Annotated in this window: 27 protein-coding genes and 1 tRNA gene; 13 read left to right on the top strand and 15 right to left on the bottom strand. The window is 69.9% G+C overall.

Annotation, left to right across the window (positions count from 1 at the left end; genetic code table 11):
• Both ACFO6V_RS22855 and ACFO6V_RS22850 read right to left on the bottom strand, forming a co-directional pair.
• Complete coding sequence (locus ACFO6V_RS22855) at positions 1-645, bottom strand: 2'-5' RNA ligase family protein (protein ID WP_377139863.1); 645 nt, start codon at positions 643-645, stop codon at positions 1-3.
• Between the two features lie 131 nt (positions 646-776).
• Positions 777-1,286, bottom strand: a complete 510-nt coding sequence (locus tag ACFO6V_RS22850) for a hypothetical protein (RefSeq protein ID WP_377139860.1) — start codon at positions 1,284-1,286, stop codon at positions 777-779.
• A gap of 116 nt (positions 1,287-1,402) precedes the next feature.
• Between ACFO6V_RS22850 and ACFO6V_RS22845 the strand changes: the two genes are divergently transcribed.
• A complete protein-coding gene (locus ACFO6V_RS22845; protein ID WP_377139858.1) occupies positions 1,403-1,789 on the top strand; it encodes a hypothetical protein in 387 nt (128 codons plus the stop codon).
• A gap of 407 nt (positions 1,790-2,196) precedes the next feature.
• Positions 2,197-2,703, top strand: a complete 507-nt coding sequence (locus ACFO6V_RS22840; RefSeq protein ID WP_377139855.1) for a DUF402 domain-containing protein — start codon at positions 2,197-2,199, stop codon at positions 2,701-2,703.
• A gap of 49 nt (positions 2,704-2,752) precedes the next feature.
• Here ACFO6V_RS22840 and ACFO6V_RS22835 read toward each other — a convergent pair.
• A tRNA-Ser gene (locus ACFO6V_RS22835) sits at positions 2,753-2,839 on the bottom strand.
• Between the two features lie 194 nt (positions 2,840-3,033).
• Between ACFO6V_RS22835 and ACFO6V_RS22830 the strand changes: the two genes are divergently transcribed.
• Complete coding sequence (locus tag ACFO6V_RS22830; protein WP_377139852.1) at positions 3,034-3,771, top strand: GntR family transcriptional regulator; 738 nt, start codon at positions 3,034-3,036, stop codon at positions 3,769-3,771.
• A 45-nt stretch (positions 3,772-3,816) separates the two neighbouring features.
• On the opposite strand, the gene ACFO6V_RS22825 is transcribed toward ACFO6V_RS22830, so the two are convergent.
• Positions 3,817-4,419: a hypothetical protein gene (locus ACFO6V_RS22825; RefSeq protein ID WP_357451307.1), complete on the bottom strand. Its 603-nt coding sequence runs from the start codon at positions 4,417-4,419 to the stop codon at positions 3,817-3,819.
• Between the two features lie 2 nt (positions 4,420-4,421).
• Positions 4,422-4,688, bottom strand: a complete 267-nt coding sequence (locus ACFO6V_RS22820) for a hypothetical protein (RefSeq protein WP_377139849.1) — start codon at positions 4,686-4,688, stop codon at positions 4,422-4,424.
• 239 nt (positions 4,689-4,927) lie between these two features.
• On the opposite strand from ACFO6V_RS22820, the gene ACFO6V_RS22815 reads away from it, so the two are divergent.
• Genes ACFO6V_RS22815 through ACFO6V_RS22805 form a run of 3 tightly spaced genes read left to right on the top strand, consistent with a single transcriptional unit; the run spans position 4,928 to position 7,964 of the window.
• On the top strand, positions 4,928-5,569 hold the full coding sequence (locus tag ACFO6V_RS22815) for a DUF4956 domain-containing protein (protein ID WP_377139846.1): 642 nt from the start codon (positions 4,928-4,930) through the stop codon (positions 5,567-5,569).
• Positions 5,566-6,378 (top strand): polyphosphate polymerase domain-containing protein, encoded by an 813-nt coding sequence (locus ACFO6V_RS22810; protein WP_377139843.1) that lies wholly within the window; start codon positions 5,566-5,568, stop codon positions 6,376-6,378. The genes ACFO6V_RS22815 and ACFO6V_RS22810 overlap by 4 nt, the downstream gene beginning before the upstream one ends.
• Entirely contained in the window at positions 6,375-7,964 is a 1,590-nt protein-coding gene (locus tag ACFO6V_RS22805) for a carbohydrate-binding domain-containing protein (protein WP_377139840.1), read from the top strand. Before ACFO6V_RS22810 ends, ACFO6V_RS22805 begins: the two co-directional genes overlap by 4 nt.
• Before the next feature lie 73 nt (positions 7,965-8,037).
• On the opposite strand, the gene ACFO6V_RS22800 is transcribed toward ACFO6V_RS22805, so the two are convergent.
• Positions 8,038-9,045, bottom strand: a complete 1,008-nt coding sequence (locus tag ACFO6V_RS22800; RefSeq protein WP_377139837.1) for an arabinan endo-1,5-alpha-L-arabinosidase — start codon at positions 9,043-9,045, stop codon at positions 8,038-8,040.
• Between the two features lie 255 nt (positions 9,046-9,300).
• On the opposite strand from ACFO6V_RS22800, the gene ACFO6V_RS22795 reads away from it, so the two are divergent.
• A complete protein-coding gene (locus ACFO6V_RS22795; RefSeq protein WP_377139835.1) occupies positions 9,301-10,257 on the top strand; it encodes a transglutaminase-like domain-containing protein in 957 nt (318 codons plus the stop codon).
• 57 nt (positions 10,258-10,314) lie between these two features.
• Here the strand turns inward: ACFO6V_RS22795 and ACFO6V_RS22790 are convergent, their stop codons facing one another.
• Complete coding sequence (locus ACFO6V_RS22790; protein ID WP_377139833.1) at positions 10,315-11,187, bottom strand: Sir2 family NAD-dependent protein deacetylase; 873 nt, start codon at positions 11,185-11,187, stop codon at positions 10,315-10,317.
• A 113-nt stretch (positions 11,188-11,300) separates the two neighbouring features.
• Here ACFO6V_RS22790 and ACFO6V_RS22785 point away from each other — a divergent pair, with 113 nt between their 5' ends.
• Together ACFO6V_RS22785 and ACFO6V_RS22780 are read left to right on the top strand one after the other, a co-directional pair.
• Positions 11,301-12,437, top strand: a complete 1,137-nt coding sequence (locus tag ACFO6V_RS22785) for an L-histidine N(alpha)-methyltransferase (protein ID WP_377139830.1) — start codon at positions 11,301-11,303, stop codon at positions 12,435-12,437.
• Positions 12,428-13,069, top strand: coding sequence for a hypothetical protein (locus ACFO6V_RS22780; RefSeq protein WP_377139827.1), 642 nt, complete (start codon positions 12,428-12,430; stop codon positions 13,067-13,069). Before ACFO6V_RS22785 ends, ACFO6V_RS22780 begins: the two co-directional genes overlap by 10 nt.
• Before the next feature lie 7 nt (positions 13,070-13,076).
• Here the strand turns inward: ACFO6V_RS22780 and ACFO6V_RS22775 are convergent, their stop codons facing one another.
• On the bottom strand, positions 13,077-13,511 hold the full coding sequence (locus ACFO6V_RS22775) for a nucleoside deaminase (RefSeq protein WP_377141139.1): 435 nt from the start codon (positions 13,509-13,511) through the stop codon (positions 13,077-13,079).
• A gap of 191 nt (positions 13,512-13,702) precedes the next feature.
• Between ACFO6V_RS22775 and upp the strand changes: the two genes are divergently transcribed.
• Positions 13,703-14,338, top strand: a complete 636-nt coding sequence (gene upp, locus ACFO6V_RS22770) for a uracil phosphoribosyltransferase (RefSeq protein WP_116677163.1) — start codon at positions 13,703-13,705, stop codon at positions 14,336-14,338.
• 10 nt (positions 14,339-14,348) lie between these two features.
• Here upp and ACFO6V_RS22765 read toward each other — a convergent pair whose 3' ends face one another.
• Positions 14,349-17,774, bottom strand: a complete 3,426-nt coding sequence (locus ACFO6V_RS22765) for a sigma-70 family RNA polymerase sigma factor (RefSeq protein WP_377139824.1) — start codon at positions 17,772-17,774, stop codon at positions 14,349-14,351.
• Between the two features lie 249 nt (positions 17,775-18,023).
• Between ACFO6V_RS22765 and ACFO6V_RS22760 the strand changes: the two genes are divergently transcribed.
• Entirely contained in the window at positions 18,024-18,791 is a 768-nt protein-coding gene (locus ACFO6V_RS22760) for a hypothetical protein (protein WP_377139821.1), read from the top strand.
• Positions 18,792-18,915: 124 nt separating this feature from the next.
• Here ACFO6V_RS22760 and ACFO6V_RS22755 read toward each other — a convergent pair whose 3' ends face one another.
• From ACFO6V_RS22755 to dnaK, 5 genes are all read right to left on the bottom strand, one after another.
• Positions 18,916-19,236 carry a DUF1540 domain-containing protein gene (locus ACFO6V_RS22755; protein WP_377139819.1) on the bottom strand — a complete coding sequence of 107 codons (321 nt, stop codon included), beginning with the start codon at positions 19,234-19,236 and terminating at the stop codon, positions 18,916-18,918.
• Between the two features lie 162 nt (positions 19,237-19,398).
• On the bottom strand, positions 19,399-19,851 hold the full coding sequence (locus ACFO6V_RS22750; RefSeq protein ID WP_377139816.1) for a heat shock protein transcriptional repressor HspR: 453 nt from the start codon (positions 19,849-19,851) through the stop codon (positions 19,399-19,401).
• 91 nt (positions 19,852-19,942) lie between these two features.
• Positions 19,943-20,959, bottom strand: coding sequence for a DnaJ C-terminal domain-containing protein (locus ACFO6V_RS22745; protein WP_377139813.1), 1,017 nt, complete (start codon positions 20,957-20,959; stop codon positions 19,943-19,945).
• A gap of 76 nt (positions 20,960-21,035) precedes the next feature.
• Positions 21,036-21,725 (bottom strand): nucleotide exchange factor GrpE, encoded by a 690-nt coding sequence (gene grpE / locus ACFO6V_RS22740; protein WP_377139810.1) that lies wholly within the window; start codon positions 21,723-21,725, stop codon positions 21,036-21,038.
• The gene (gene dnaK / locus ACFO6V_RS22735; protein ID WP_377139808.1) at positions 21,722-23,584 is read right to left on the bottom strand and encodes a molecular chaperone DnaK; all 1,863 of its coding nucleotides are present in this window, start codon (positions 23,582-23,584) and stop codon (positions 21,722-21,724) included. Before dnaK ends, grpE begins: the two co-directional genes overlap by 4 nt.
• 206 nt (positions 23,585-23,790) lie before the next feature.
• Between dnaK and ACFO6V_RS22730 the strand changes: the two genes are divergently transcribed.
• Entirely contained in the window at positions 23,791-24,336 is a 546-nt protein-coding gene (locus tag ACFO6V_RS22730; RefSeq protein ID WP_377139805.1) for a GNAT family N-acetyltransferase, read from the top strand.
• A 192-nt stretch (positions 24,337-24,528) separates the two neighbouring features.
• Complete coding sequence (locus tag ACFO6V_RS22725; protein WP_026366117.1) at positions 24,529-24,801, top strand: hypothetical protein; 273 nt, start codon at positions 24,529-24,531, stop codon at positions 24,799-24,801.
• Position 24,802: 1 nt separating this feature from the next.
• On the opposite strand, the gene ACFO6V_RS22720 is transcribed toward ACFO6V_RS22725, so the two are convergent.
• Positions 24,803-25,951 (bottom strand): dipeptidase, encoded by a 1,149-nt coding sequence (locus ACFO6V_RS22720; protein WP_377139802.1) that lies wholly within the window; start codon positions 25,949-25,951, stop codon positions 24,803-24,805.
• Between the last annotated feature and the right edge of the window lie 20 nt (positions 25,952-25,971).

Raw genomic sequence — 25,971 nt, 5'->3', positions numbered from 1 at the left:
TCACTCGCCGAGCGGAACCTCACGGATCACGTCCCACTCGTACATCCGCTGGTCCCGGTGCATGCGGATCAGCGAGACCTTCGTGTACGTCGCGGTCGACGGCGCTGCCGGCTCGGCTCGGTCGAGGGCCTCACGGATCGGCGCGGCGTCGGCGTCAGCATTGCCGTACGCAACTGAGACATGAGCGCGGAACCCGTCCTCGGATTCCGAGCACTCGCCGAGCGCGTCGGTGATACCCGCCCGGATGGCGCGGCGAACCTCGGCGAATGCCGCAGGATCGTCCGGCGTCAGGCTCACGGCTTCGCTCGAGATGTCGGCACGCAGGTACGACGTCGTGATCGGGGCGAGCACGCGCAGTCGGTCCGCCACTCGAAGGGTCACGAAGTCGAGGGCCGCGATGTTGATGTCCTCGACGTGGCCGACGCCCTGCATGGTCATGTGCAGCCACTCGTCCGGGATGGGGTCGAGGGTCTCTATCGTGCTCAGTGCGGTGCGGTACCGCTGCGCGAGGTCGTGCACCTCGGCCTGGTCGTCCTGTGTGATGTGCCAGGCGTAGAACCTGGTCCCGATCCGCCAGCCTGGACGCCACCACCAGTGGTCGGTCATGGCGTCGTGATCGGCGTTGCGCGCGCTGTCGTCAGTCATCAGATATCAGACTCCCGTGCGATGAAATCAGGCTCGACCAGCATGCCGTAAGTGGACGCACATAGCGTCTGACGTGATGGGTGATCCTGGCTCCAGGGACGACAACGGCCCCTGATCGACTGACACCCGGGTCAGGTGACGGGTCTTGTCCAGTTCACAGCGTCCCGCGCCCTGCCAGCCGACCAGATGGAACCTGGAAGGTCGAGGCCCGGCCCTTGAACAGAGACGATGACCTCAGACCCCGGGAACCAGTATCGAGAATGCAGCTCTGTGTCCCGATCGGCGATCAGCTCGGCCAATGCACCCTTGGCCAGTGTCCCCTCCAAAACCTCGGCGGAGGCAACGACAGGTTCGATGGGTCCGTATGTCGCGTGGATCTTTGGAGGCACGAGCAATGACGGGTCGCCGCGCAAACGATGCGTGTGAACGCTCGCGTCGGTGCAGGTCCAGTCCGCGTCCCACTTCTCGAACGAAACTTCGACCAGCCCGTAGTCGCGCCGCATTCGGCGGCCTTGCACATCGATGAGCGGCCAGTCAGGGCCACCCAACGCCCGATCCCAGGCGGCTGGACTCGAATCCAGGTCTGCACCGAGCAGCCGGCCAGACGTGATGAAGTCGATGCACAGTCCGGTTGCACTCATTCAGCGGCTCCAAGTCAGCCCAGGCACGGGCTCAGTGGTCATGCCGCCGATCGTCCCATTCAAGGCCCTACTCTGGCGCGCATGACCAAGAGCTCAGGCACGGGGGTCGAGGCGCGATGAGGACCTGGCCGGAGGCACCCGCCCGGGCCGACGTCGAAGCGGTGGTCCGTGACTACTTCGACCTGCTCCGGGCCGGGCAGGTCGACGACGCCGCGCAACTGGTCGACCACACGCCGGTCCCGCACGTGCTCAGGTCGCTCTGGAAAGGGTCGGTGGGGACAACCCTCGACGAGGGACTTGGCAGCGGTCTTCCCGCCGACGCGTGGAGCACCGACCTGTCGTGGCTCGGCGAGCTCCATCTCGGGGACTTCAGCTGGGGCGACAGCAACCACTTCTACGTCGAGATCGTCTACCGCGCTCAGGTGAGCGAGCTGTCGCTGGGCTTCTGGGTCAAGCCTCTCGATGACGGCTGGGCCGTCTCGGGGCCGTCGACGCTCTGGTAGGGCACGCCTGGCGTTGTCCGTCCGGGCGCGCGGCGTCCCGTCCCGCTCATGGTTTCCGCCGCGACTTGCCACTTCCGTAACGTCAACCTCTAGGGTCGCGAGCATGACCGACGAGCCCACGGTGTGCGCGGAGTGCGCCGCCGGAGCGCTCAGCGGTGGCCACGGTGACCATCGAGGACACCTCGCTGGATGGCACCTTTCCCGCAGCCGGGTACGAGCAGCGGATGCTCGACTGGGCGCGCTCGGTCTCGACCGAGCGCGCCCGCAGCTGACGGACGGCGCCGCCTGCTGCCTGCCGTCCACCGCAGACGACCGACGCGCCCGGGTGGGCGTCGTTCGGGGCGGTGGCGACCGCAGGAAGGGCATCCGAACCTACGAGGAAGGCCAGACTGGATCCCATGTTGAGGATGTCCAAGGAAAAGATGTCAGTAATCGACGGAACCTGCGCGGAGCGGTTCAGCTGGCCGGTCGAACACCTCGGCCAGGACGAGCACGGCACATGGCTGGGCGCGCGGCGCGGGAACCCGGTCCGTCAGCCCGACGGCCGCCGCGAAGAGGCTCAGGAACACGATGCCGTCTGGCTTGTCGCGGAGGGCGCATGGTTCCTGCCCGCCTTCTGGTTCACCGACTCGACCGACCTCACTATCGACATCTGCACGCCGCCGAGGCTTGATGGAGGTGTGTGGTCCTTCATCGACCTGGAGCTGGACCTGTTTCGCAGCACCGATGGTCGCGCCGGCATCGTCGACCAGGACGAGTTCGACGAGCTAGCCCGGTCCGGGCACCTCACCGACAGCCAGATAGCGACTGCAACCGAGGTCGCACAATCACTCCTGCCTCTCGTGCAGATGGAGGCAGAACCCTTCGGCGGAGCAGCGAGAGCATGGCTGCGGTCACTTCGCGCCTCGACATGACGAAGGCCCCCAGATCCGCATGATTTTGCGGTTGGGGGCCTTCAGGGTGCGGTAGCGGTGAGATTCGAACTCACGGTGGACTTTCACCCACACACGCTTTCGAGGCGTGCTCCTTAGGCCGCTCGGACACGCTACCTTTGCCCGCCACAAGAGGAGCGGGCCGTAGCAGGATACCCGGTCGAAGCCCGGTTCCACGAATCGACTTCGGCGCCCCCGGCACACAGTGACGAGCGTCTCTCCCAACCCACGACTGTCCGACGACCAGAACCGCCAGATCCCCCGGACGCGTCGCATCATCCAGCGACCCGGACCCGACCGTAGAGTGGCCTCATGGCGACGACCGCTGACGCAGAACCTCTTTCCGACACTGCGGCAGGCGCTGCGGCGAACACTGCGGACGACCCTTCAGACGCCAAGGTCGGCGACCTCGTCGAGCGCACGGCAGCCTCGATCCGCACCTGGATCATCACGGGCAAGGCTCGCCCGGGCGAACGCCTCTCGGAGAAGGCAGTCGCCGAGACCCTCGCAGTCTCGCGCAACACGCTGCGCGAGGCCTTCCGGGTGCTCACCCACGAGAACCTGCTCGTCCGGCGCCCGCATGCCGGCGTCATGGTGGCCGTCCCTACGCTGGCGTCGATTCTCGACATCTATCGCGTGCGCCGCATGATCGAGGGCCAGGCGCTGCGCGGCGCACTGCCCGGGCACCCGGCCACCGAGATCATGCGCAAGGCCGTCGAGAGCGCCGAACGAGCCCGCGACGAGAAGGACTGGCGCACGGCCGGCACCGCCAACATGGAGTTCCACCGGGGGATCGTCGCGCTCTGCGACTCCGAGCACCTCGACCGGCTCTACGCCACCGTCTCGGCCGAGCTGCGCCTCGCCTTCGGCCTGCTCGCCAACCCGGAGTACCTGCACGCCCCGTACGTGGCGCGCAACGCGCGCATCCTGGAGATGACCCTCGCCGGGGACAGCGCAGCAGCAGCGGCGGAACTCGACGAGTACCTCGTCCAGTCCGAGCGGACGGTCGCGGCCGCGTACTCCCGGCGTACGCCCGGCGACCCGGCCTGACGCCTCAGCGACCGACCGACCGACCGGCCGACCGACAAGCAGCACTCACCGCACCGGCAGCACCGCCAGCAGCTCCTCGAGCTGCGCTCTCGTATTGGCGACGTAGCCGCCCCGCAGCCGCATCGCCGCGTCCCACACCTCACGCTCCCCCGACGACTGCCGCTCCAGCACGCTCATGTTCTCGGTGAGATCCAGCCGCCGGTTGAAGCCCTGGACCGTGTCACGCCAGCGGTGCAGTGCGGTCACCAGCACTGTGTCCCGGCGCCGGTCGAGCGCCCCCGAGACGAGCGCCGCGTCGACGGCGGAGACCGCGAGCCGCGCGAAGACGGCTCGCGGCCGGTCGTCCGTCGTCCGCGCGAACTCGTTGTCGGCGAGCACCGCCCGGTTGCGCTCCAGCTCGCGCCGGATCGCCGCGAGCACCTGAGCGTGCCGTTCCGCCTCGCTGCTCAGCCGCTCCACGATCAGCCCCGTCATACCCGCGATGAGGGTCAGCGAGTTGACCGCCGGCTCCCAGCGCGGTTCTCCGGGAAGCGCGAACCACAGCACGCCCAGCACAAAGGCGGTGGCCAGCAGCACATAGGTGACCGTCGCGACGGTGGCGCGCGCGACGGTCACGTGCCGCTCGACCAGCCAGCCCAGGCCGGGCACGGTCAGGCCCAGATGGTGAACGGCCGGTCGTCCACCCGCGGCTCCGCCACATCAGGCGGGCCGACGACGTAGACCCGGTCCCCCGGACCCAGGACATCGAGGATGCGCTCAAGAGCAGCCGCGGCGTCGGCGTCGTCCGTGACGGCGAGGTCCAGGTGCAGGTGCAGGACGCCCGCACCCACCCGCGCCCTACGCCGGAGCAGAGGCACCGCGCGGACCAGCAGGCCGAGCCGATGCCCCACGGGCTGCTGCACTGTCGGTTCGGCCATGTCGGTCATCCTCCGGCGTGAGCGGGCAGATATCGCTGCACAACCAGGCTAGCGGCGTCCGACATAAGTATCTAGGTTGTTCAACAACTTTCCACCGACCGGCTGCACAGCAACGACGTCCGGCAAGCACGCCCAGGCGACTCCCAGCCAGTTCCAGGCTTAGCCCAGGCCCACCACAGGGCACCCCCGGGTCCATGCGTTTACCTGCAGTTCATCACCACGCAAACCCCGGAGAACCGATGAACCAGTTCGTGCTCTACGCGGTCGACCTCGTCGCCGTCACCATCCTCACCTTCGCGCTGTACTTTCCACGGCACCGGCGGCGCGACCTCGTCGTCGCCTATCTCGGCGTCAACGTGGGCGTGCTCGCGGTCGCCGCGACGCTCTCCGCGAGCGCCGTCGCAGCGGGCCTGGGGCTGGGCCTGTTCGGTGTGCTGTCGATCATCCGGCTGCGTTCGACCGAGCTGTCGCAGCACGAGGTCGCCTACTACTTCGCCTCGCTCGCACTGGGTCTGCTCGGCGGGCTCGGGACGAGCACGGGCTGGCTCGGGATCGCGGGCAGCGCGCTGATCCTGCTGGTCATGGCCCTTGCCGATCATCCGCGCCTGTTCGCGCGGCACCACAGCCAGCTGGTCGTGCTGGATCGCGCGATCACGGACCAGGAGGAGCTGGTGGCGCACCTGGAGCAGCTCCTGGGGGCTCGGGTCAATGCCCTCTCCGTGCAGCGCCTGGATCTCGTGAACGACTCCACGTGGGTGGACGTCCGCTACTCGGAGGCGCGTCGCCTGCCGATCGTGACCGACGACGGCACGGGCGCCCCCACCACCGTGCACGAGGGGACGGCGGGCGCCGGCCGCTCGGAGCTGGTGGCGGCCCGATGATCGAGACGCTCACCCCGGTCGGCCTCGACGAGCTCAACGACACCGCCGCGCTGCAGACGCGCCGCGACCGCAAGTACGTCCTGAACCCGGACGAGCTGGCCGGCCTGCTGGCCGCGCTCCCGCCGGCACGGGTCCTCGAGATCGACGGCGCCCGCTCGTTCGCCTACGACTCGACCTACTTCGACACCCCCGGGCTCGACGCCTACCGCCTGGCGGCGACGCGCCGTCGTCGTCGGTTCAAGGTCCGCACGCGGACGTACGTCGACTCCGGGTCGTGCTTCGTCGAGGTGAAGACCCGCGCGGGCCGCGGCACCACGGTCAAGGAGCGGCAGCCGCACGACGACGCCGGCCACCTCGGCGGGGCGCGCACCTTCGTCTCGGCCCGCCTGGCCGACGCCGGTGCCCCACCCGTACCGGTGCTCACGCCCACCCTGCGATCGAGGTACCACCGCACCACGCTCCTGCTCGACGACGCCCGGGTCACCCTCGACACGGGCCTGGTCTGGGAGCTGCTCACAACCGACGACGTCGGATCTGATGAACCGCGCAGTGCCTTGATCGGCGACCGCGTCGTGGTCGAGACCAAGACCGCCGCCGGCTCCGGGCCGTCGTCGGTGGACCGCCTGCTCTGGCGGGCCGGGCACCGCCCCGACCGCATCTCGAAGTACGCGACCGGGCTGGCCGTGCTCCTGCCGGGCCTGCCCGACGCGCCCTGGCGGCGCCTCGTCCGGCGCCGTCTCGACATCCGCTCCACCCCCGGCACGACCACCTGCACCACCCAGCTGACCAGCGAGAGGACCCCCTCATGACAATCCGCCGACCCAACCGCTTCCTGACTGCCACGCTCTCCGGAGCCCTCGCGATCGGTGCGCTCGCCGGCTGCAGCACTGCCGCGGCGACACCCACCGACACCGCCTCACCGGTCACGATCTCGGACGTCGCCACCTCTGTCGACGACGCCCTCGCCGACAACGAGGACTACACGGAGCTCGCCGCCCTCGCGGACGAGACCTGGGACACCGCGAGCGAGACCACCGTCGCGCTCGACGGCGACGGCGCGACCGTCTCGGGGGACGGCGCCACCGCGGACGGCTCCACGGTGACCATCTCGGCGCCGGGCACGTACCGGATCAGCGGCACCCTGGACGACGGCCAGGTGATCGTCAGCTCAGAAGCTGACGGCCTGGTCCGGCTCGTGCTCGACGGCACCGACATCACCAGCTCCACCGGCTCCGCCATCGCGGTCACGCAGGCGGACGACGTCTCGGTGGTCCTGGCAGACGGTTCGTCCAACAGCCTCACCGACGCCTCGACGTACGAGGACACCAGCGAGGACGCGCCGAACGCGGCACTCTTCTCGTCGGACTCGATGGTGATCTCCGGTACCGGCGCACTGAACGTGACGGGCCGCTCCAACGACGGCATCGCCTCGAAGGACGGCCTGGTGATCACGAGCGGCGACATCACCGTCACCGCGGTGGACGACGGCGTACGCGGCAAGGACTTCCTGGTCGTCACCGGAGGCACCCTCGACGTCGACGCGACCGGCGACGGCCTGAAGGCGGACAACGAGGACGGTACCAACGACGACGGCGAGACCGTGGGCTACGCGGCGCTTCTCGGCGGCGAGATCACCGTCGCGTCCGGCGACGACGGCGTGCACGCCGAGAGCGACCTCCTGGTCGGCGATGCGACGGTCACCGTGTCCGAGTCGGTGGAGGGCCTGGAGGCGGCGCACATCCTTGTCACGGATGGCACCGTCGACGTCACCTCGTCGGACGACGGCTTCAACGCGGCGGGTGGCACGAGCACCGCGGCGACCGCAGAGGCTGCGGAGACCGCGGCGGAGGGCGAGCCCCCGACGTCGGACACCATGCCTGAGGGTGGCCCGCCCCAGGGCGGCGGCGGTATGCCTGGCGAGGCCGCGGGCGACTTCTCGCTGGCGATCGCCGGCGGCACCGTGACGGTCGACGCCGGCGGCGACGGCCTGGACTCGAACGGGACGCTGACCGTCTCGGGCGGTGACGTCACGGTCTTCGGCCCGACGGACGGCGGCAACGGCACGCTCGACAGCGCCGGCGCGATCACCGTCGACGGCGGGACGCTGATCGCGGTCGGGTCCTCGGGCATGCTGCAGACGCCGGGCGACGGTTCGGAGGGCTGGGTCGCCGCGACCTTCGACACCCTGGGCGCCGGTACGGACCTGGTGGTGGTCGACGCGTCGGGCAGCACGGTTGCCGAGGTGACGCTGACCAAGGACGTGCAGGCACTGGTCCTGGCCTCGTCCGCCGTGACGAGCGGCGAGGAGTACACGATCCAGGCGGACGGCGCGGAGGTAGCGACGGTCACGGCGGGCGACACCCCGGAAGGCACCGGAATGGCCGCCCGCCCCTGACCGTCGGCGTTGAGTGCTGGGTATTTGTGTGTTCTGACCGTCAGAACACACAAATACCCAGCACTCAACGGGTTCAGTAGACGTACGGCCAGCCCGCCGAGTCGTAGGCCAGGAGGTTGATGCCCAGGCGGGACGCCCCGCTGTCCGTGTAGTAGTGGTAGAAGAATGCGTCGGCGTCGTTGTCGGCGAGCACCGCCTGGTGGCCGGGGCCGTGGATGCTCCCGTGGCCCGCCAGGATCTCCGTCCCACCACCCGAGTTCATGGCGGTCCCCGCGCGGTCGACGTACGGACCGGTGACCGACGTCGAGCGGCCCACCATCACGCGGTAGGTGCTGCTGGCGCCCTGGCAGCAGGCGTCGAACGAGACGAACAGGTAGTAGTAACCGCCCCGGTAGTGGATGGTCGGTGCCTCGATGGCGCCGCCGCCGCGGCCGGCGATGCTGTGGAACTCGGTCCCGGACCGCTTGCCCGTCGCGGCGTCGAGCCTGATCATCTTCAGCCCCGACCAGAACGAGCCGAAGCTCAGGTACCAGCGGCCGGACTGGTCGATGACGAGGTTGGGGTCGATGGCGTTCCAGTTGTCCGACGTCCGCGACTCGACGACGAGGCCCTGGTTGGTCCACGAGCCCTGCGCGCCGGTGGTGCTCGTGGCGAGGAAGATCGCCGAACGGTTCGAGCCGAACGTCGAGGCCGAGTAGTACATGTAGTAGCGGCCGTTGACGTAGGTGATGTCCGGCGCCCAGACGTGGTTGCTGTTGTTCGTGTACCCGTGCGCCCACGGGACGCCGTTCGGGAACGCGGCACCGGCGTCGTTCCACCGGGTGCGGTCGGTGGACGTCTTCAGGGTGATCCCGTTGCCCGTGTGGGCGAGCAGATAGCCGCCCGACGGCGTCTTGGCGACCTCCGGGTCGTGCACGCCGGTGCTCCCGGTGACGGTCCCCGGGTTGGGATAGGCCGCCACCACGCTGGGTGCGGCCATCGACGCGGCAGGGCTGATCGCGAGCCCCGCGGCGACAAGCAGCGCGACGGCCACCTGTCGACGTCGGGCTCTACTGGCTGATCGGGTTCGGAACTGGTGCATCTTTGCCTCCGTCCGGAAGGTGCCGGCCGCGACGGAGCCCGGTTGTGAGCGCTCACATTCCAGGGCCGGACCGTCGTCGCTCCGGCTTCTACAAGGTTGTAGAACAGTGTGGGGCGGGTGAATTGGCGCGTCAAGGGGTAACCGGGACCAGTGCTGGCAGCGCCCGGGTCGGTACCTCGAAGCGGTCGGCGAAACGGGCTGTCAAATCTCCCGTTCTGCGCGGTAGCCTTCCGACACCGCCGAGGGAGGACACCGATGCCCGCGCCCACGCTCTTCGACTACTCGGACCACAGTCCGTACTCGAACCCCGGAAATCACGCAGGACTCTTCACCGAGCTGAGCACCGCCCCAGCCGACCTGCACAAGTTCGTCTGCTCCGCCGTCGTGCACTACCGGGCCGGTGGCCCGCAGCTGACCGAGGCCCAGAAGGCCGACCCGGACCGTCGCTGGCTGACCTCGATCCTCGATGCCGCCGAGATGCGCGCGCCGCTCGACGGGCCGCGCACGCAGGCTCAGCAGGTGGCCGGCTGCTGCCGTGACCACACGCTCCTGTCGCTCGGCGTGCTGCGTACGCACGGCGTACCCGCGCGGTCCCGGATCGGCTTCGCCACGTACTTCATCCCCGGCTGGAACGCCGACCACGTGGTGGGCGAGCGCTGGGACGGCACCCGCTGGGTGCGGTTCGACCCGGAGCTCAGCCAGGAGGACTTCGACTTCGACGTCCACGACATGCCGACCGGACCGGACTCGCCGTTCCCGACGGCGGCCGAGTCGTGGCTGGCGATTCGGGCCGGCACCACCGACCCCGCCACGTACGGCGTGGATCCGGACCTGCCGGGCCTGAGCGGCCGGAACTTCGTGCGCGACTACGTGCTGCTCGAGGTGGCGCACCGGCACCGCGACGAGCTGCTGCTCTGGGACCTGTGGGGATCGCGGCTTCGGAGCCCGGTAGTCCGCGAGGCGGGGAACGGTCGCGCAGAGACCTGGGTCCAGGAGGCCGGCCTGCCGGGCGCGGACGTCTCGGACGCCGAGCTCGACGCCGTCGCCGACGAGCTCGCGTACCTGCTCGTCGCCGCCGACGCCGGAGACCAGGAGGCCGCCGACCAGCTCGCCGAGCTCTACCGCGAGGACGTGCGGCTGCACCCGGGCGAGCGCGTGCTCACGCTCTCCCCCACGGGCCACGGCGGCATCACGGACCTCTCCGCCCACTGACGGCCCCGCCCTCTGCCGAGATAGAGCTGTGGCGAAGTAGAACTGCGGCGAAAGGGGTCAGAGGCGGGTAGCCAGCTCCTGCAGGACGTCGCTCGTGCCCGCCTCGACCTTCACCGTCGCGTACTTGTCGCCGCGGGTGATGCCGCGGTTCACGATCACCACGGGCTTGCCCTCGCCCGCCGCGTGCCGCACGAACCGGAGCCCGCTCATCACCGTCAGGGACGAGCCCGCGACCAGCAGCGCGTCGGCGGAGTCCACCATCGCGAAGGCCCGCTCCACCCGCTCGCGCGGCACGTTCTCGCCGAAGTACACGATCTCCGGCTTGAGCACCCCGCCGCAGAACTCGCAGGGCGCCGGCCGGAAGTGGGCGGTCGACTCGATGACGGCGTCGGCGTCGGGCGCTATCTCGATGTCCGCGACGTCACCGATCGACTCGAGGAAGTCCGGGTTGAGGGCGTCGAGGCGCTCGGCGAGGTGCGTGCGCGAGATGACCCGGCCGCAGGACAGGCAGATCACCCGGTCGTAGCGTCCGTGCAGGTCGATCACGTTGCGCGAGCCCGCGTCCTCGTGCAGCAGATCCACGTTCTGCGTGATGATCCCGGCGAGGAGGTCGCGCTCCTCCAGCCGGACGAGGGCCCTGTGCCCCACGTTCGGGACCGTCCGGTTCACGTGCTTCCAGCCCACGTGGTTGCGGGCCCAGTAGTGCCGGCGGAACTCCTCGTCGCCCACGAACTGCTGGTAGGTCATCGGGTTGCGGGGCGGGGAGTCGGGACCGCGGTAGTCGGGGATGCCTGAGTCGGTAGAGACCCCGGCTCCCGTGAGCGCGGTGAACCGCAGGCCGGCGAGCACTTCGACGGCGTCGTCCACCGTGGTGCGGGCGACCTCGACGGGCTCCGGCTGCCAGGTGGTGGGTCGGGCTTGAGGGAACACGCTTACGAGGGTATGCCGGGAGACGTCCGGCGGCGCCGCCATGTGTTCCATTTCGCACCGGACCGCATCCCGCTAGCCTGAGATCTCTTTGCACCGGAGCACGAGGGGACCGCGTGGGCGACTCAGCGATATCAAGGATCGACAGCACCCTGGCCGGCGACGACTTCGGGTGGTCCGTGACCCTCGTCGGCGAGGACCAGTCGGACAAGCTCGCCACGCTCGCCCAGTACCTCGACGACGGGCACTCGAGCACCGGTGACGGCAAGCGCGTCCCCTCGGGGTACGCCTACTGGGGTATCGGTCCCACCATCGCCTGGTTCAGCGCCTCGAACGACCCGACCTACATGGTGATCAAGGTCGGCACCGAGATGTTCCGCAGGCAGTGGCGCACCATCTCGCCGCTCGTCACCGACGAGTGCGTGCACCTGGTGAGCCTGGGCGTCGGCACCGGCGCCAAGGACGGGATGTTCCTGGAGACGATGGCGCGAGCCAATCCGTCGATGCTGTACATCCCGATAGACATGAGCGCAGAGATGCTCCGGACCGGCTCTCGCACCGCCGTCCGGGAAGCGCGTTTTCCGCTGGACCGCTCGCTCGGCCTGCAGATCGACCTCTCCCTGGACGGGAACCTCGAGGAGCTCAAGCAGTTCCTCGACCGGCTCGTCGACGACGAGCCGATCCTCTACTCGCTGGTCGGCAACACGGTCGCCAACTTCGACGGCGACGAGGACTTCCTGAACGGCCTCGCCAAGGTGCTCCGTCCACAGGACCGGATGCTGGTCGAGTTCGCGAGCACGGAGAGCCTGTCCGACGTCGCCGTGCGCGACACCGAGGCCGAGTACCGCCAGACCCGCGGGTTCGTGGAGTTCGTCGCGAGCGCCGTCCGCTACAACACCGACCTCAAGGTCGATCTCGAGCACATCAGGTTCACCGGATCGGTCGAGGACGAGAGCATCCTGCTGAAGGTGTTCTGGCAGAACACGGGCTCCGAGGCGATCCGGATGCACGTCCCGGGCAGCCGTCCGATCCGCCTCAAGCCGCAGGACACGATCCGGCTGTACACGACGCGCAAGTACACGACGGAGCGCATCGACCAGCTGGTCTCGAGCGCCGGCCTGCGCACCACTCATGTGCAGCGCGAGCACTACCGGCACACGCAGCGGCACAACCCGTTCGGTCTGGAGCTGCGCCTCCTGGCTCCCGACGAGAACGCGCCGGTCCAGCTGCCGACGTTCGACGTGTGGAAGTGATGCGGGCGCGGCTGCGCCTGCTGCGGCGACGGGCCCTGGTGGCATGGTCGAGCCGCCGCTGGGCCCGCCGACGGCGCGTGATCGTCGCCGTGATCACCTATGCCCTGCTCGGAATCGCCTTTGTGCTCGGCATCCTGTGGATACTCGGCGTCGGACCCGAGTGGGAACCCTGGGTCAACTCGCTGACGCTTCTCGCCGGCGTCACGGGGCTCATCGTGGAGCGGCAGAACGCGGAGACGGAACGCCGCTCGGAGGTGGTCGCCTCGGTGGTCTTCGAGCTGCAGCAGAACCGTGCGATCGTCGAGCGCCGGCTCGCCGGGCTCCGGACCGGCGGTGACCGCGCCCTCTCGGTCAGTCCTCGGCTCGCGCTGTCCGCCGTCGACGCGGCACTCGCCTCGGGTGTGCTGAGCCGCACGCCCGACAGCCCGCTCGTCGGGCAGCTGCACCGCTGGCGCGAGCAGGTGCAGGGCTACAACTGGCGCCGGGACCTGACGGAGTTCGAGCTCATGCTCATCAAGTACCAGGACGCCGCGGCTGGATCGAACCTGTCCAGCCTCGCGAACGAACGGCTGTACCTGCTCCGTCTCCGTACGCTGCTCGACCAGCTTCACCTGGCGCTGCCCCAGGTCTGACGACCGCTCAGCCGCGCCGCGCCTCGAAGAACTCGCGGAGCAGCACCCCGCACTCCCCCTCGCGCACGCCGCCGAGCACCTCCACCTCGTGCAGCGCGCGCTGGTCACGCACGAGGTCCCAGACGGAGCCGGTGGCGCCCGCCTTCGGGTCCCACGCGCCCAGCACGAGGCGGCGCACCCTGGCCTGCACGAGCGCGCCCGCGCACATCGGGCACGGTTCGAGCGTCACCACCAGCGTGCAGCCGGTCAGGCGCCACTCGCCGCGCGTCGCGGCAGCGGCCCGCATCGCGAGCACCTCGGCATGGGCGGTCGGGTCCCCTGTCGCCTCACGCTCGTTGTGTCCGACGCCGATGACCCGTCCCGCCTCGTCGAGCACCAGGGCGCCGACCGGTACGTCGCCGGTGTCGAGGGCGCGGCGCGCCTCGTCGAGCGCGGCGCCCATCCAGCTCTCCCAGTGCGCGCGGCGCTCAGCGACGCTCATCGCGCTCAGGCCCTCCGACGTGTCAGACACAGAAGTCACCATAGTGACCCACACGTCTGACAACTCGGTGTGGCCGACGCGCGGTGTGGGCCTGGCAACGTTCGGGACCTCCACGCCGTCCTGGCGCGCGACTGCCCGGTAGCGTGGGGCCCATGCGCCTCCACGTCGTCGATCACCCGCTGGTCGCCCACAAGCTGACCGTCCTGCGGGACGAGACAACTGCCTCGCCCACCTTCCGCCTGCTCGTCGACGAGCTCGTCACGCTCCTGGCCTACGAGGCCACGCGGGACATCGCCACCGAGCCGCACGAGGTCAAGACCCCGGTCGCGACCATGACGGGCACCCGCCTCGCGTCGCCGCCGCCGCTCGTGGTGCCGATCCTGCGCGCCGGCCTGGGCATGCTCGACGGCATGAGCCGTCTGCTCCCGACGGCGGAGGTCGGGTTCCTCGGCCTCGTGCGCGACGAGGAGACGTTCAAGGCCGTCACGTACGCGAACCGCCTGCCCGACGACCTCACCGGTCGGCACGTGTTCCTGATCGACCCGATGCTCGCCACCGGCGGCACCCTGGTCGCCGCCATCGACTACGTGCTGGAGCGCGGCGCCCGCGAGGTGACGGCGGTCTGCCTGCTGGCGGCCCCCGAGGGCATCCAGCTCCTCGAGGAGCACGTGGGCGACCGCGCGAACCTGACCGTCGTCGTGGCCGCGGTGGACGAGCGGCTCAACGAGAAGGCCTACATCGTGCCCGGTCTGGGCGACGCGGGCGACCGCCTGTACGGCATCGTCTGACGGGTCGGCGTCAGGCCTGGTCGGCGGGCTGGTCGATGCAGGTGTCCAAGCCCTGCCAAGGCCACTGGTTCTCCGTGCGCGGGACGTCCGACGTCTCGTCCCTGCCCAGGGCAGCCGGATTCGCGTCCGGGGTCAGCTCGCACTCGGCGCCTATGCAGTTCTGGCCCCGGACGCCGTACGACCACTCCACCTCGTGGGTCCTGCCCTCGAGGTCACGGTAGAGCCGCACGGTGACCGAGCCGTCGGTGCTGAGGGCGGTCTGCCGAGTGAGCGTGAGGGCGGTGGTCTGCCCCGCGGGCACCGGCTGGTCGGGCCCGACGTCGTTGCTGCCCTCGCGGACCAGCAGGCCCGTCCAGTCGCGGCCGGTCCGGTTGTCCACGGTCGCCGTGAGCTGCACCTGCGAGTCGGCGGAGCACGCCGTCTCGGTACCGACCGAGACGGCGTCGCCGGGCCACGTGAGCTCGGCGCACGACTCGAACGAGACGTTCGTCCTGTCCAGCACCTTGCCCCCGGCCGTGATCTCGGAGGTCTCGGTACCCCAGACGACCGGGTACTCGATCACCTGGGTCTGTCCGGCCTCGACGGTCCTGGTCACGTCCCCCACGTGGAACCGCACGGGCAGCGTCGACGCCGTGTTGTCGGCGGTGAAGGAGTACTTCTGCACCGAGCGGTCCTGCGCGGCGTCGAACTCGCAGGCTCCTGCGATCACGGGCTTGTCGCCCAGTGCCGGGGCGATCGTCGCTGCGTCGTAGTGCGCCGTCGGGTTGTCCTTGGACACGACCGCCTGGGCAGGCGCGTCGCCGTCCTCGTCCTTGCCCTCCCGTGAGAGGCGGAAGACCGCCTCACCCTCGGGCACCATCGCGCTACCGGTGTCGACGGTAAGTGTCTGAGTTCCGCCCGGCGTCACGGGGAGGGACACCGACTTCATGGCGGTGCCGTCGACCGTGACCACCATGTCGACCGTCATGGTCTCGTCCGAGGTGTTGGTCACCTTGCCCTCGACCGCCACGGTGCCGCCGGTGTTGAACGTCTGTGCGCTCACCTCGGTCGTCCACGACGGCGTGTAGCAGTCAGCTGCCTCGTGGTCACCCGCCGGCACAGGCGTCTTGTAGGTCCGGCCGTCCACATCGGTGGCCAGGACGAAGACCGCCTGACCTGCCGGAAGCCGCAGGCCGTCGTGCACAGTCAGCTCGGTGGACTCCCCGGGTGCGAGACTCTTGCCCGTGGAAGCGCTGGTACCGGCCGCCTGGAGGGCTACCCGCACCGTGCGCTGAGTCGTGTTGGTGTACGTGCCGGTCACCACGGCGTCGGCTGTGCCGACTCCGCCCTCGTCGAGGCAGGAGGCCGCGACCGTACCCACGCCGTCGGCGGCGTTCGCCCAGGCGGACGTGACGGTCACCGTCGCGGTGGTGGAGTACGCGTAGCCCCCGGAGACGACCGGGCGGATGTTGGCGACGCCGAGCTCCGTGGCTTCCGCCGAAGCCTCGACCGCCGACGTGACGTTCAGCGCTACTGCGCGGCCGTCACCGGGCTCGACCGCGGTTGCCGCGTCGGTGTCCGCACGGGGGGCGCAGAACCAGGCGTTCGGCGACTCCGTAGCCGAGCAGGACAGCTCGGGCTGCGACCCGGCGGGCTGGACGCCGTCGGGCAGCGACACCTCGACGCCCCAGTCCGCGGGGACCGTGCGGTCGCCGGTGCTGTTGACGCGGATCGGCAGCGCGGCGGTCCCCGGGCTGCCCAGCGAGACGTTGTCGGTCGACGCGGAGAGCTCCGGGCCGAAGTGCGCCACCGTGCGGTCCGCGAGATCGATGGTCACGTGGTCGAGACCGTCGGCCCACACCTCGGCACCGATGGGGTAGTCACCACCGGCGTTGGCCCGGACGGGCACCTCGACGCGGTGCGCCTGTCCAGGTGCGACCTCGCCGAGCGAGCAGAGCAGCACGTTCGCCTGCTCGGTCGGGTTGCAGGCGATGGGGCCCTCGTTCTGGAGCGGTCCCACGGTGGCGGGCGCGCTCGGCGACGCACTCGGCTCGGCCTGCGTCTCGCCGTCGGACGTGTTCTCGGGCTCCGTACCGTCGGCGCTGTTCTCACCCGTGCCGGCATCGGGCGTCGAGGTCCCGGCGTCGTCGGCGCCTTCGGTCGGCTCCGCGGTGTCCCGGGCCAGCCGTCCTCCCACACCCGTGCCGAACGGTCCTTCGTCCGGCGTCATGGTCAGGCCGTGGGGAAGCGTGAGCTCCAGCTGCGTACCCGTCGCGGCGACCTCGCCCGCGTTCGTGATGGTGAAGCCGAGGATCTGGTGCTCGCGCGGTGCCAGCGGGTTCGAGGCGTCGGTGTAGTCGACGCGGAGAACTGCTTGCGTGCTCGGGTCCGGCTTGACGTCGTTGTTGTCGGACGGCGCAACCGGCTTGCCGTTGATCTCCTCGGCGCCGGGCAGCCCGCGGCCGTCCTCGGTGCTGATCACCTTGTCGTTGGCCACTGGCTCGGGGTCGCCGGGTCCCGCGATCTGCAGCGCCGCGACCATGCTGACGGCGGCGACGGCGATCGCGCCGGCCGCCACGCTGCCGCCCGTCGCGGCGGCGAACGCACTGGCGGTCGCGGAGACCGCGGACGACACCGCACCCGAGAACGTGCCGGTCGAGGCCGCGCCGACAGTTGCCGTCGCCGCCGGTGCGCTACCGACGGCCGCACCCGCACCGGCCTTGGCCGCGACGAAGATCCCACCGATCGGCGCACCGGCGCCGACGAGAGCCAGCCCGCCCGCACCGAGCACCAGCGGGGCGATGACCGTCTTCATGCCGTGTGCGACGTCGTGCAGCTCGAGCACCAGGGCGCTGCAGGTGCCGCAGGTCGCCAGGTGGTCGGCGATCTTCGTGGTCTCCCGCTTGGACAGGCTGTCCCGCACGTACCCGCCGAGCAGCGGGTTCACGGAGCGGCACGTGTCCGAAGGGGCATGCGTCAGGTGCTGCTGCAGGTAGCCGGCGCGCAGCGCTTCCTTGGCCCGGTAGAGCAGAGCGGAGACGCCGTTGGGGCTGAGCCCCAGCACCGGCGCCACCTGCGCGGGCTTCAGGTCGTCGACCAGGACGTACCAGAGCACCTCGCGCCAGCGCTCGGGGAGGTCGAAGTAGGCCTTGGAGACCACGCTGCGCTCGAAGCCGGCGAGCGCAGGGTCCTCGTCGGACGCGACCCGGCCGACCACGGACTCGATCTCGTCGTCAGTGCTGGGGCGCGTACGCGCGGCGCCGCGGGACACGTCGAACGACCGGTGGCGCACCACCGTGTACAGGTAAGGGCGGAACCCTGCGTCGGGGCCCGCGCCGCGACGAAGCATCTCGAAAAGCTTGCTGAAGGCGTCTGCGACGACATCGTCGGCGTCAGCGGGCGAGACGTACTGCCGCGCGAGCGCTCGCGCGGCCCCCGCGTGGCGCTCGTAGAGCACGCCGAAAGCCTCGCGGTCACCCGACCTGACCTGCAGGATCAGTTCCGCGTCACTCGGGGTTTCCCCTGTGCTGCTCTCGGCTTGTTTCACGTCTACCCAGACTCTCGGCCGTGTCCCTGCCCAAGACTATAGAGCCACACCGCCATCTTAGGGGCTGAAAAAAACATTACCAGGATGATCTTCGGGTGAAGTGCGGTACACCACCCCTGAAGGTGCGTCATGATTGGTCTCCGTGAGGGTCCCTTCATCATGAGCGAGTCACAGCAGGAGGCGCAGGTGCGAGTGCATGACCTGCGCGAGCGGTGGCGCGCCAGCAGTCTGGCCTCGGTCTGGATCCGACCGAACGACTGGGAGCACCCGGCCGCTGAAGCGCTGGCAGAGGCATTGGCTGAGGGCCGCGGAGTCATAGCACCCGCGGAGCGTCTTGGTGCCGCGCGGGCCGCCGTCGGCGCCGGGATCACCGAGGCGCTGGACGACGTCGCCTGTCTGTATGCCGCGTTCGGCCGCCCCACCGACGTCGGCGCGCTGCGCGCCGCGGCGATCGGCTGGGTCGGAGAGCGCGAGCGGGTCCCCTACCAGATAGCCACGCACGACCCGTCGACAGGCCTGCCGACCGGCGAGTACCTGGGCGAGCGTCTGCGCGAGACCTACGGCACCGCGCAACGCGCCGGCTCCACCGCCGGAACCACCCATTGCCTGCTGGTGCTCGACGTCGGCCTCGACAGCCTCGACACCTGGCAGCGGCTCGCGCGCTCAGCGGCGATCGGCCGGACCCTGCACCAGGTCTTCGGCGAGGGTCACCCGATGGCGGCCGTCGGCGACGGCACCTTCGTGGTGCTGTGCGAGCGCGGCCCCGCCACCGCGGAGCTGGGTCAGTCGCTGCGCCGCGTGGTCGAGCGCAACGCAGAGGTGCTCGGTCTCACCACAGAGGTGCGCAGGCCGACCCGCGTCTGGGTGGAGCGCCTGCCGGGGACGCACGACGACGCGCTGCTCCTCCTGGACCACCTGGCTCGCTGAGCCACCGGACCGCGGACGTCGAACCGCGGACGCCGAACGAAAAGCGAGAGCGCCCGCTCACCGTCGAGCGGGCGCTCTGTCTTGTCACGCTTTGTTCTGTCCCTGCCTCGTTCCGGCGCCGGCGCTACAGAACCGGTCCGCGCTCCTGGAAGGTGAGGCAGTCGGCGTGCCCGGGCTGCTCTGGCCCGGCACCCACGCGGATGGACGCGGCGCCGCACTCCAGGTGGTCGTTGTGCACGCACTCGCCGCGCTGGCAGGCGCCGACGTGCGCGATGACCTTGTCGAGGCCTCCCTTGGTGCTCAGCGGGATGAACGTCGCACAGGAGGCGTCACCTTCGTGACCTGCGATGGTGACCGCGCCGGCGTGGCAGCCGTGGTCGTGGTTGTAGCCGCAGCCGTCGATCGAGCACTCGGCGACCTCGGGCATTTCCATCAGCGTGCTCATGACTCACTCCTCGCTGGTCCGCACTTGAACATCCGGAATAGCTCGATCATATTCCGGAAATGCAGAACGCGTAGAGCAAGGAATGCCTTACCTATCTTTTTCGGCGCATTCTCGATTAACGAAAGAATTGCGTTACCGAAATTGATGGGCGGTCGGTAGTGCTCAGCCCTCGCGCCGGGGCGACGGCCGCCAGAGCACCACTGCTCCCCCGCCGACGCCGCGGTGCTCGAGGTCGATCCGCGTCGCCGCGCTCCGGACCCGCTGGCCACGCTGCACGACGACGACGTCGCCGGCGGCCGGACCCGCAGCGAACACGCGGCCCTCCTCCTGGACCCGCATCAGCAGGTCACCGAGGCGTTCCTCCAGGACCGAGACGTGCTCCTCGAGGGCGAGGATGCGCTTGATCCCGGCCAGGTTGATGCCCTCGACCTGCGCGAGCCGCTGTACCTGCAGAAGACGCGCCACGTCCCGGCGCGAGTAGCGGCGGCCACGTCCGCGAGTGCGCCGGGGTACCACCAGGCCGAGCCGGTCGTACTGGCGCAGCGTCTGCGGGTGCATACCCGCCAGCTCCGCTGCCTTGGAGACGGTGAGCACGGGTGCGTCGTCGTCGAGCATGTGCCCCTCCCTCTCTCGTTCGCTCGGAACTGCGTGCGGGCAGGTTAACCGACCGCGGCGCGGTGGGGACCGTGCCCCACCGCGCTTGCGGTCATTCCATCGCCCGCTCGGCCAACCCGGCGCGCACGTCCTCGCCGTCGCTCTCCGCGGCGAACGTCTCGATCGCCTGCTTGGCCTTCTTGCTGAGTTTCTGCGGCACGACCACCTGGACACTGACGAGCAGGTCACCGTTCGCGGCCGCCGTGTGCACGCCGCGTCCCTTGAGGCGCAGCGACCGTCCCGACGGGGTTCCCGCGGGCACCTTCAGCCGCACGGTAGAGCCGTCGAGGGTCGGCACCTCCAGCGTGGTCCCGAGTGCGGCCTCGGCGAACGTGACGGGCACGGTCATGCGCAGGTCGAGCCCGTCCAGCGTCCAGACAGGATGAGGCGCCACGTGCACCGTGACCACCAGGTCGCCCGCGGGGCCACCGGCGACGCCCGGCTTGCCCTTGCCGCGCAGCCGGATCTTCTTGCCGTCGTTGATCCCTGCCGGAATCCGGGTGGTGATGGTGCGGCCGTTGACGTCCAGCTCGGCGGTAGCGCCCTCCACTGCCGCACGGAACGGCAGCGTGACCTGCGCGACGACGTCGGCCCCCTTGGTCGGCGCGCCGAACCCCGTCGGGCCGGCCGAACCGTAGGCGGACCGGCCCCCGGCGCCGAACATCGATCCGAGGATGTCCTCGAAGCCCGGGGCGGCGCCACCGCCCTGCGAATAGCGGACCCGCGGTCCACCCCGGCCGGCGGGACCCTGCCCACCGCCGAACATGGCACCCATGATGTCCTCGAAGCCGCCCGCGCCGGCACCGCCGGGCCCGGCGGAGAACCGCGCACCACCGGCCATCGCGCGCACCGCGTCGTACTGCCTGCGCTGCTCCGGGTCGGACAGGACCGCGTAGGCCTCGCCGATCTCCTTGAACTTGGTCTCTGCGGCCGCGTTGCCCTGGTTCTGGTCGGGGTGGTGCTGGCGCGCCAGCTTGCGGTAGGCCTTCTTGATGGCCGCGTCGTCGGCGTCCTTGGGTACGCCCAGCACGGCGTAGAAGTCCTTCTCCATCCAGTCCTGACCGGTCATGGCACCTCCTTCCGCGTCGATAGGGGTGGTCGAGCTCGCCGAGACCTCGGTCTCGGCGAGCTCGACCACCGAGAAGTCACTCCGGTCCGACGACGCCCACGCGTGCCGCCCGGACCACCTTCTCGCCGATCTTGTACCCGGGCTCCACCACGAGGTTCACCGTGGAGGCCGTCGCGTCAGCGTCGGTCGAGTGCATGAGCGCCTCGTGCAGGTTGGGGTCGAACTCCTCCCCCACCTTGCCGAACCGCTCGACGCCGAACTTCTGCAGGCTCTGGTCGAGCTTCTCCGCGATCGCCGCCATGGTTCCGCTCAGCTCGCCGTGCTGCTTCGCGCGCTCGACGTCGTCGAGCACGGGCAGCAGGGCGGCCAGCACGTCCTGCACGCCCCGGTTCCGCGCGGCCTCCTGGTCGCGCAGCGCCCGGTTGCGGTAGTTCGTGAAGCTGGCCCGCTCGCGCTGCAGCGCGTCCAGGTGCTCCGCGGCCTCGGCCTTCGCCTTGAGGACCTCGGAGGCCTCGGCGGCCTCGCCGGACGGCTCGAAGTCGAGTCCTTCCAGCGGGTCGACAGACTCGCCCACCGGGGTGGACCCCTCCGCCGAGGCGGGCACGTCCGCCGGCGTGGACTCGTCCGACTGCTCGTCGGACGTGCCCGGCTCGGCCGGACGGCTCTGCTCGCCGGAGTTGTTCACCTTGCGCTTGTCCGTGAAGTGGAAGGGGTGCTCCTCCGAGCCCTCGGGCTCAGGGGTTCCCTGCGGGTTCTCTTCGGTCACTTGCGCTCTTCCTCGTCGTCCACGATCTCGGCGTCGACGACGTCCTCGTCAGCGGCGGACCGGTCGTTCGCCTGCGGTGCGCCGTCGGCGCTCTGCGGCGCCGCCTGCTCGGACGCGTACAGCGCCTCGCCGATCTTCTGCGAGGAGGCGCCGAGCTTCTCGTACGACGTCTTGACGGCCTCGGCGTCCTCACCCTCGAGCGCGGACTTGACCGCGGCGATGTCCGCCTCGACCTCGGTGACGACCTCTGCGGGGAGCTTGTCGCGGTTGTCCGCGATCTGCTTCTCCATGGAGTACGCGAAGGCCTCGGCCTGGTTGCGGGTGTCCGCCTCCTCGCGACGCTTCTTGTCCTCCTCGGCGTGCAGCTCCGCGTCCTTGACCATGCGGTCGATGTCGTCCTTGGGCAGGGCCGAACCGCCGGTGATCTTCATCGACTGCTCCATGCCCGTGCCGCGGTCCTTGGCGGACACGTGCACGATGCCGTTGGCGTCGATGTCGAACGTGACCTCGATCTGCGGCACGCCACGCGGGGCGGGCGCGATACCGGTGAGCTCGAAGACACCCAGCGGCTTGTTGTCGCGCGTGAACTCACGCTCGCCCTGGAACACCTGGATCGCCACGGACGGCTGGTTGTCGTCGGCGGTCGAGAAGACCTCGCTGCGCTTGGTCGGGATGGCCGTGTTGCGCTCGATGAGCTTGGTCATCACGCCACCCTTGGTCTCGATACCGAGGGACAGCGGGGTGACGTCGATCAGGAGGACGTCCTTGCGGTCACCGGTGATGACGCCGGCCTGCAGGGCGGCGCCGACGGCGACGACCTCGTCCGGGTTGACGCCCTTGTTGGGCTCGCGGCCACCGGTGAGCTCCTTGATGACCTCGCTCACGGCGGGCATGCGGGTGGAGCCACCCACGAGCACGACGTGGTCGATGTCCGAGACGGAGATGCCCGCGTCGCGGATCACGGCGTGGAACGGCGCCTTGGTCCGGTCGATGAGGTCCTGCGTCATCTGCTGGAACTGAGCGCGCGTGAGCTTCTCGTCCAGGTGGATGGGGCCGTTCTCGCTCATCGACAGGTACTGCATCGAGATGTTGGTGCTCGTCGAGGACGAGAGCTCCTTCTTGGCCTGCTCAGAAGCCTCGCGGAGCCGCTGCAGCGCGATCTTGTCCTTCGACAGGTCGACGCCGGAGGAGTTCTTCACCTGCTTGATGAGGTACTCCACGACGCGCTGGTCCCAGTCGTCGCCGCCGAGGCGGTTGTCACCCGAGGTGGCGCGCACCTGGATGGTCGAGAAGTCGTCCTCGTCCTTGCCCACCTCGAGCAGGGAGACGTCGAACGTGCCGCCGCCAAGGTCGAAGACGAGGATGAGCTCGTCCTCCTTGCCCTTGTCCAGGCCGTAGGCGAGGGCGGCCGCGGTGGGCTCGTTGACGATGCGCTTGACGTCGAGGCCCGCGATCTGGCCCGCGTCCTTCGTGGCCTGGCGCTCGGCGTCGTTGAAGTACGCCGGGACCGTGATCACGGCCTCCGTGACGGGCTCGCCGAGGTACTCCTCGGCGTCGCGCTTGAGCTTGCCCAGGATGCGGGCCGAGATCTCCTGCGGCGTGTACTTCTTGTCGTCGATGCTCACCGTCCAGTCGGTGCCCATGTGGCGCTTGACCGACGAGATGGTGCGGTCGACGTTGGTGACCGCCTGACGCTTGGCTACCTCACCGACCAGCACCTCGCCGGTCTTGGAGAACGCGACCACCGACGGGGTGGTCCGCGAGCCCTCCGCGTTGGCGATGACGGTGGGCTCTCCACCCTCGAGGACGGTCACCACCGAGTTGGTGGTGCCGAGGTCGATACCTACTGAGCGTGCCATGTGACTGCCTTCCTCCGACAGATTGAGTCTTCTGCACTCAACTTAAGCCGGAGCTCGCGTGGAAGCAAGCCCGCGACCGCAAAGTTGAGTCCACTTCACTCAACCTCGTTCGGAGCCGGAAAGTTCCCGGTGCTGGGCCTCCGTGCGCAGAACCCCGCTGGCCTGCACAGACGTCGCCCCAGAAGACTCAGGATTATCGTGGCGCCATGCCCTTCGAGATCGCCCTGACCGACGACGTCACACTCCGAGAACTGACCAAGGACGACGCAGCGGCGATCGCCGGCGCCTACGGACGCAACCGGGAGCACCTCGCCCCCTGGGACCCCGCCCGCCCCGAGGCGTTCTTCACGGAGGAGTGGCACGAGGAGCACCTCCGGGCGCTGGTGCTGGAGAGCTCCACCGGCCGGGCCCTGTACACGGTGTTCGAGGTGGACGGCGAGATCGTGGGCAGGCTGAACCTCACCGACGTCGTGCGCGGTGCCTTCGAGAACGGGCACGTCGGCTACTGGCTGGACCCCCGGTTCACCGGCCGGGGCCTGATGACGCGCGCCATCGAGGCGCTGGTGGAGCACGCCCGGGACGAGCTGGGCCTGCACCGCCTGCAGGCCGCGACGCTCCCCCACAACGAGGCGTCCCAGGCCGTGCTGACCCGTGCCGGCTTCGAGCGGATCGGCTTCGCGCCGGGGTATCTGAAGATCGCCGGGCAGTGGCAGGACCACGTCCTCTTCCAGCTGCTCCTGCACGCGAACTGACTGCCACGCGGTGCGACACGCCGTCGTCGGCCCTGTTTCGCCCCTGTCAACAGGCGCGACGCCCTGACCTGCGGTACACAAGGGTGCACGACCGAGGCCACAGGGGTGGGGGCAGCGGACGCGTACCCCGCGGGCCTGCCCGCGGGGGTGCCTGATGCCCGGGACCCCGGGCCTCTACGGGGGGAGACCACCATGGCAAGCATCCACGGAAGCTCGTTGTCGATAGCGCTCCTGACAGCCTTGCTCGATCCCGAGGAGGACGGTCTCAGGTCACCGCACGTCCAGGACCTCCTGCAGGAGGCTCTCGAGACCCGCGAGGACGCGCGCGACGTGATCGTCGCGCTGCTCGCCTCGTCCGGCTCGATGCTGCGGCAGATCAGCTACCACAACGAGCAGGAGCCGCTCGAGTCCCTGCAGAAGGTGGCTCTGGGCTTCCAGCGCAAGGTCGTGCAGCTGCCGAGCTGAGTCAGCGCGCGGTCCGCGCCGCCACCGACTCGGCGTCCCGCAGCAGGCGGAGCGCGTTACCGCTGGTCAGCTTGCCAAGGTCGGCATCGGACCAGCCGTTGTCCGCGAGCGCCGAGAGCAGGCGGGGGTAGCCCGTCACGTCCTCCAGCCCTTCGGGGAGGGTGGGGGTCCCGTCGTAGTCGCCGCCGAGTCCCACGTGGTCCACGCCGGCGACCTCGCGGACGTGCTCGACGTGCGCAACGACGTCGGCCAGCGTGGTGCGGGGCTGCGGGTGCCGGGACCGCCACTCGGCGATGAACGGCTCGAAGGCCCCGAGGTCGGTGTTCTTGATGCCCTGGGCCGCTGCTGCCTCCGCGCCGGTCGCCCGCCACTCGGCGACGGCGGGTGACACGAACTGCGGCACGAACGTGACCATGCAGACGCCGCCGTTGGTCGCGAGGGTGGCCAGGACGTCGTCGGGCACGTTGCGGGGGACGTCGCAGACGGCGCGGGCGCTGGAGTGGCTGAACACGACCGGGGCCGAGGTGACTCGCAGGGCGTGGCGCATGGTGCCGGCGGAGGTGTGCGAGAGGTCCACGAGCATGCCGAGGCGGTTCATCTCGCGCACGACGTCCTCGCCGAACGGGGAGAGCCCGCCCAGCACCTCGTCGTCGGTGGCCGAGTCGGCCCAGGGCACGTTGTCGTTGTGCGTGAGGGTCATGTAGCGCACCCCCAGCGCGTGGAGCATACGCAGGACGGCGAGGGACTCGTCGATGGAGTGCCCGCCCTCCGCGCCCATGAGCGAGGCGATCCGACCGTCCGCCCACGCCTGCTCGACGTCGGCGGCGGTCAGGGCGAGCCGGAGCGTGTCCGGGTACCGCTCGACCATGCGGTGCACGCAGTCGATCTGTTCGAGCGTCGCCGTGACCGCTGCCCCGCCCTGGAGCTGGGCGGGCACGTAGACGGACCAGAACTGGGCGCCGACGCCGCCCTCGCGCAGCCGCGGCAGGTCGGTGTGGGTGGTGGTGAGCCGCTGCGCGATGTCTACGGCGGAGAGGTCGTAGGCCGACTGTTCGCGCAGCTCCCACGGGAGGTCGTTGTGACCGTCCCAGACGGGGCGCTTCCCGAGGAGGGCGGCGATGCGGTCGGCGGTGGTCTCGGCCGTTGTCATGGGGCGACGCTACCGCGCGC

This window comes from Promicromonospora alba (genome assembly GCF_042654905.1).
Classification (GTDB): domain Bacteria; phylum Actinomycetota; class Actinomycetes; order Actinomycetales; family Cellulomonadaceae; genus Promicromonospora; species Promicromonospora alba.
This window is presented reverse-complemented; position numbering and strand designations above follow the sequence as displayed.

What these genes read in the sequence shown, in the direction of transcription:
- ACFO6V_RS22800 (WP_377139837.1), bottom strand. Translation starts at nt 9,045, where the DNA reads ATGCACCAGTTCCGAACCCGATCAGCCAGTAGAGCCCGACGTCGACAG.
- ACFO6V_RS22845 (WP_377139858.1), top strand. Translation starts at nt 1,403, where the DNA reads ATGAGGACCTGGCCGGAGGCACCCGCCCGGGCCGACGTCGAAGCGGTG.
- ACFO6V_RS22730 (WP_377139805.1), top strand. Translation starts at nt 23,791, where the DNA reads ATGCCCTTCGAGATCGCCCTGACCGACGACGTCACACTCCGAGAACTG.
- ACFO6V_RS22775 (WP_377141139.1), bottom strand. Translation starts at nt 13,511, where the DNA reads ATGGGCGCCGCGCTCGACGAGGCGCGCCGCGCCCTCGACACCGGCGAC.
- ACFO6V_RS22850 (WP_377139860.1), bottom strand. Translation starts at nt 1,286, where the DNA reads ATGAGTGCAACCGGACTGTGCATCGACTTCATCACGTCTGGCCGGCTG.
- ACFO6V_RS22855 (WP_377139863.1), bottom strand. Translation starts at nt 645, where the DNA reads ATGACTGACGACAGCGCGCGCAACGCCGATCACGACGCCATGACCGAC.
- ACFO6V_RS22830 (WP_377139852.1), top strand. Translation starts at nt 3,034, where the DNA reads ATGGCGACGACCGCTGACGCAGAACCTCTTTCCGACACTGCGGCAGGC.
- ACFO6V_RS22755 (WP_377139819.1), bottom strand. Translation starts at nt 19,236, where the DNA reads ATGAGCACGCTGATGGAAATGCCCGAGGTCGCCGAGTGCTCGATCGAC.
- ACFO6V_RS22795 (WP_377139835.1), top strand. Translation starts at nt 9,301, where the DNA reads ATGCCCGCGCCCACGCTCTTCGACTACTCGGACCACAGTCCGTACTCG.
- ACFO6V_RS22810 (WP_377139843.1), top strand. Translation starts at nt 5,566, where the DNA reads ATGATCGAGACGCTCACCCCGGTCGGCCTCGACGAGCTCAACGACACC.
- ACFO6V_RS22720 (WP_377139802.1), bottom strand. Translation starts at nt 25,951, where the DNA reads ATGACAACGGCCGAGACCACCGCCGACCGCATCGCCGCCCTCCTCGGG.
- ACFO6V_RS22815 (WP_377139846.1), top strand. Translation starts at nt 4,928, where the DNA reads ATGAACCAGTTCGTGCTCTACGCGGTCGACCTCGTCGCCGTCACCATC.
- upp (WP_116677163.1), top strand. Translation starts at nt 13,703, where the DNA reads ATGCGCCTCCACGTCGTCGATCACCCGCTGGTCGCCCACAAGCTGACC.
- ACFO6V_RS22820 (WP_377139849.1), bottom strand. Translation starts at nt 4,688, where the DNA reads ATGGCCGAACCGACAGTGCAGCAGCCCGTGGGGCATCGGCTCGGCCTG.
- ACFO6V_RS22760 (WP_377139821.1), top strand. Translation starts at nt 18,024, where the DNA reads ATGAGCGAGTCACAGCAGGAGGCGCAGGTGCGAGTGCATGACCTGCGC.
- dnaK (WP_377139808.1), bottom strand. Translation starts at nt 23,584, where the DNA reads ATGGCACGCTCAGTAGGTATCGACCTCGGCACCACCAACTCGGTGGTG.
- ACFO6V_RS22745 (WP_377139813.1), bottom strand. Translation starts at nt 20,959, where the DNA reads ATGACCGGTCAGGACTGGATGGAGAAGGACTTCTACGCCGTGCTGGGC.
- ACFO6V_RS22725 (WP_026366117.1), top strand. Translation starts at nt 24,529, where the DNA reads ATGGCAAGCATCCACGGAAGCTCGTTGTCGATAGCGCTCCTGACAGCC.
- ACFO6V_RS22840 (WP_377139855.1), top strand. Translation starts at nt 2,197, where the DNA reads ATGTCCAAGGAAAAGATGTCAGTAATCGACGGAACCTGCGCGGAGCGG.
- ACFO6V_RS22805 (WP_377139840.1), top strand. Translation starts at nt 6,375, where the DNA reads ATGACAATCCGCCGACCCAACCGCTTCCTGACTGCCACGCTCTCCGGA.
- ACFO6V_RS22750 (WP_377139816.1), bottom strand. Translation starts at nt 19,851, where the DNA reads ATGCTCGACGACGACGCACCCGTGCTCACCGTCTCCAAGGCAGCGGAG.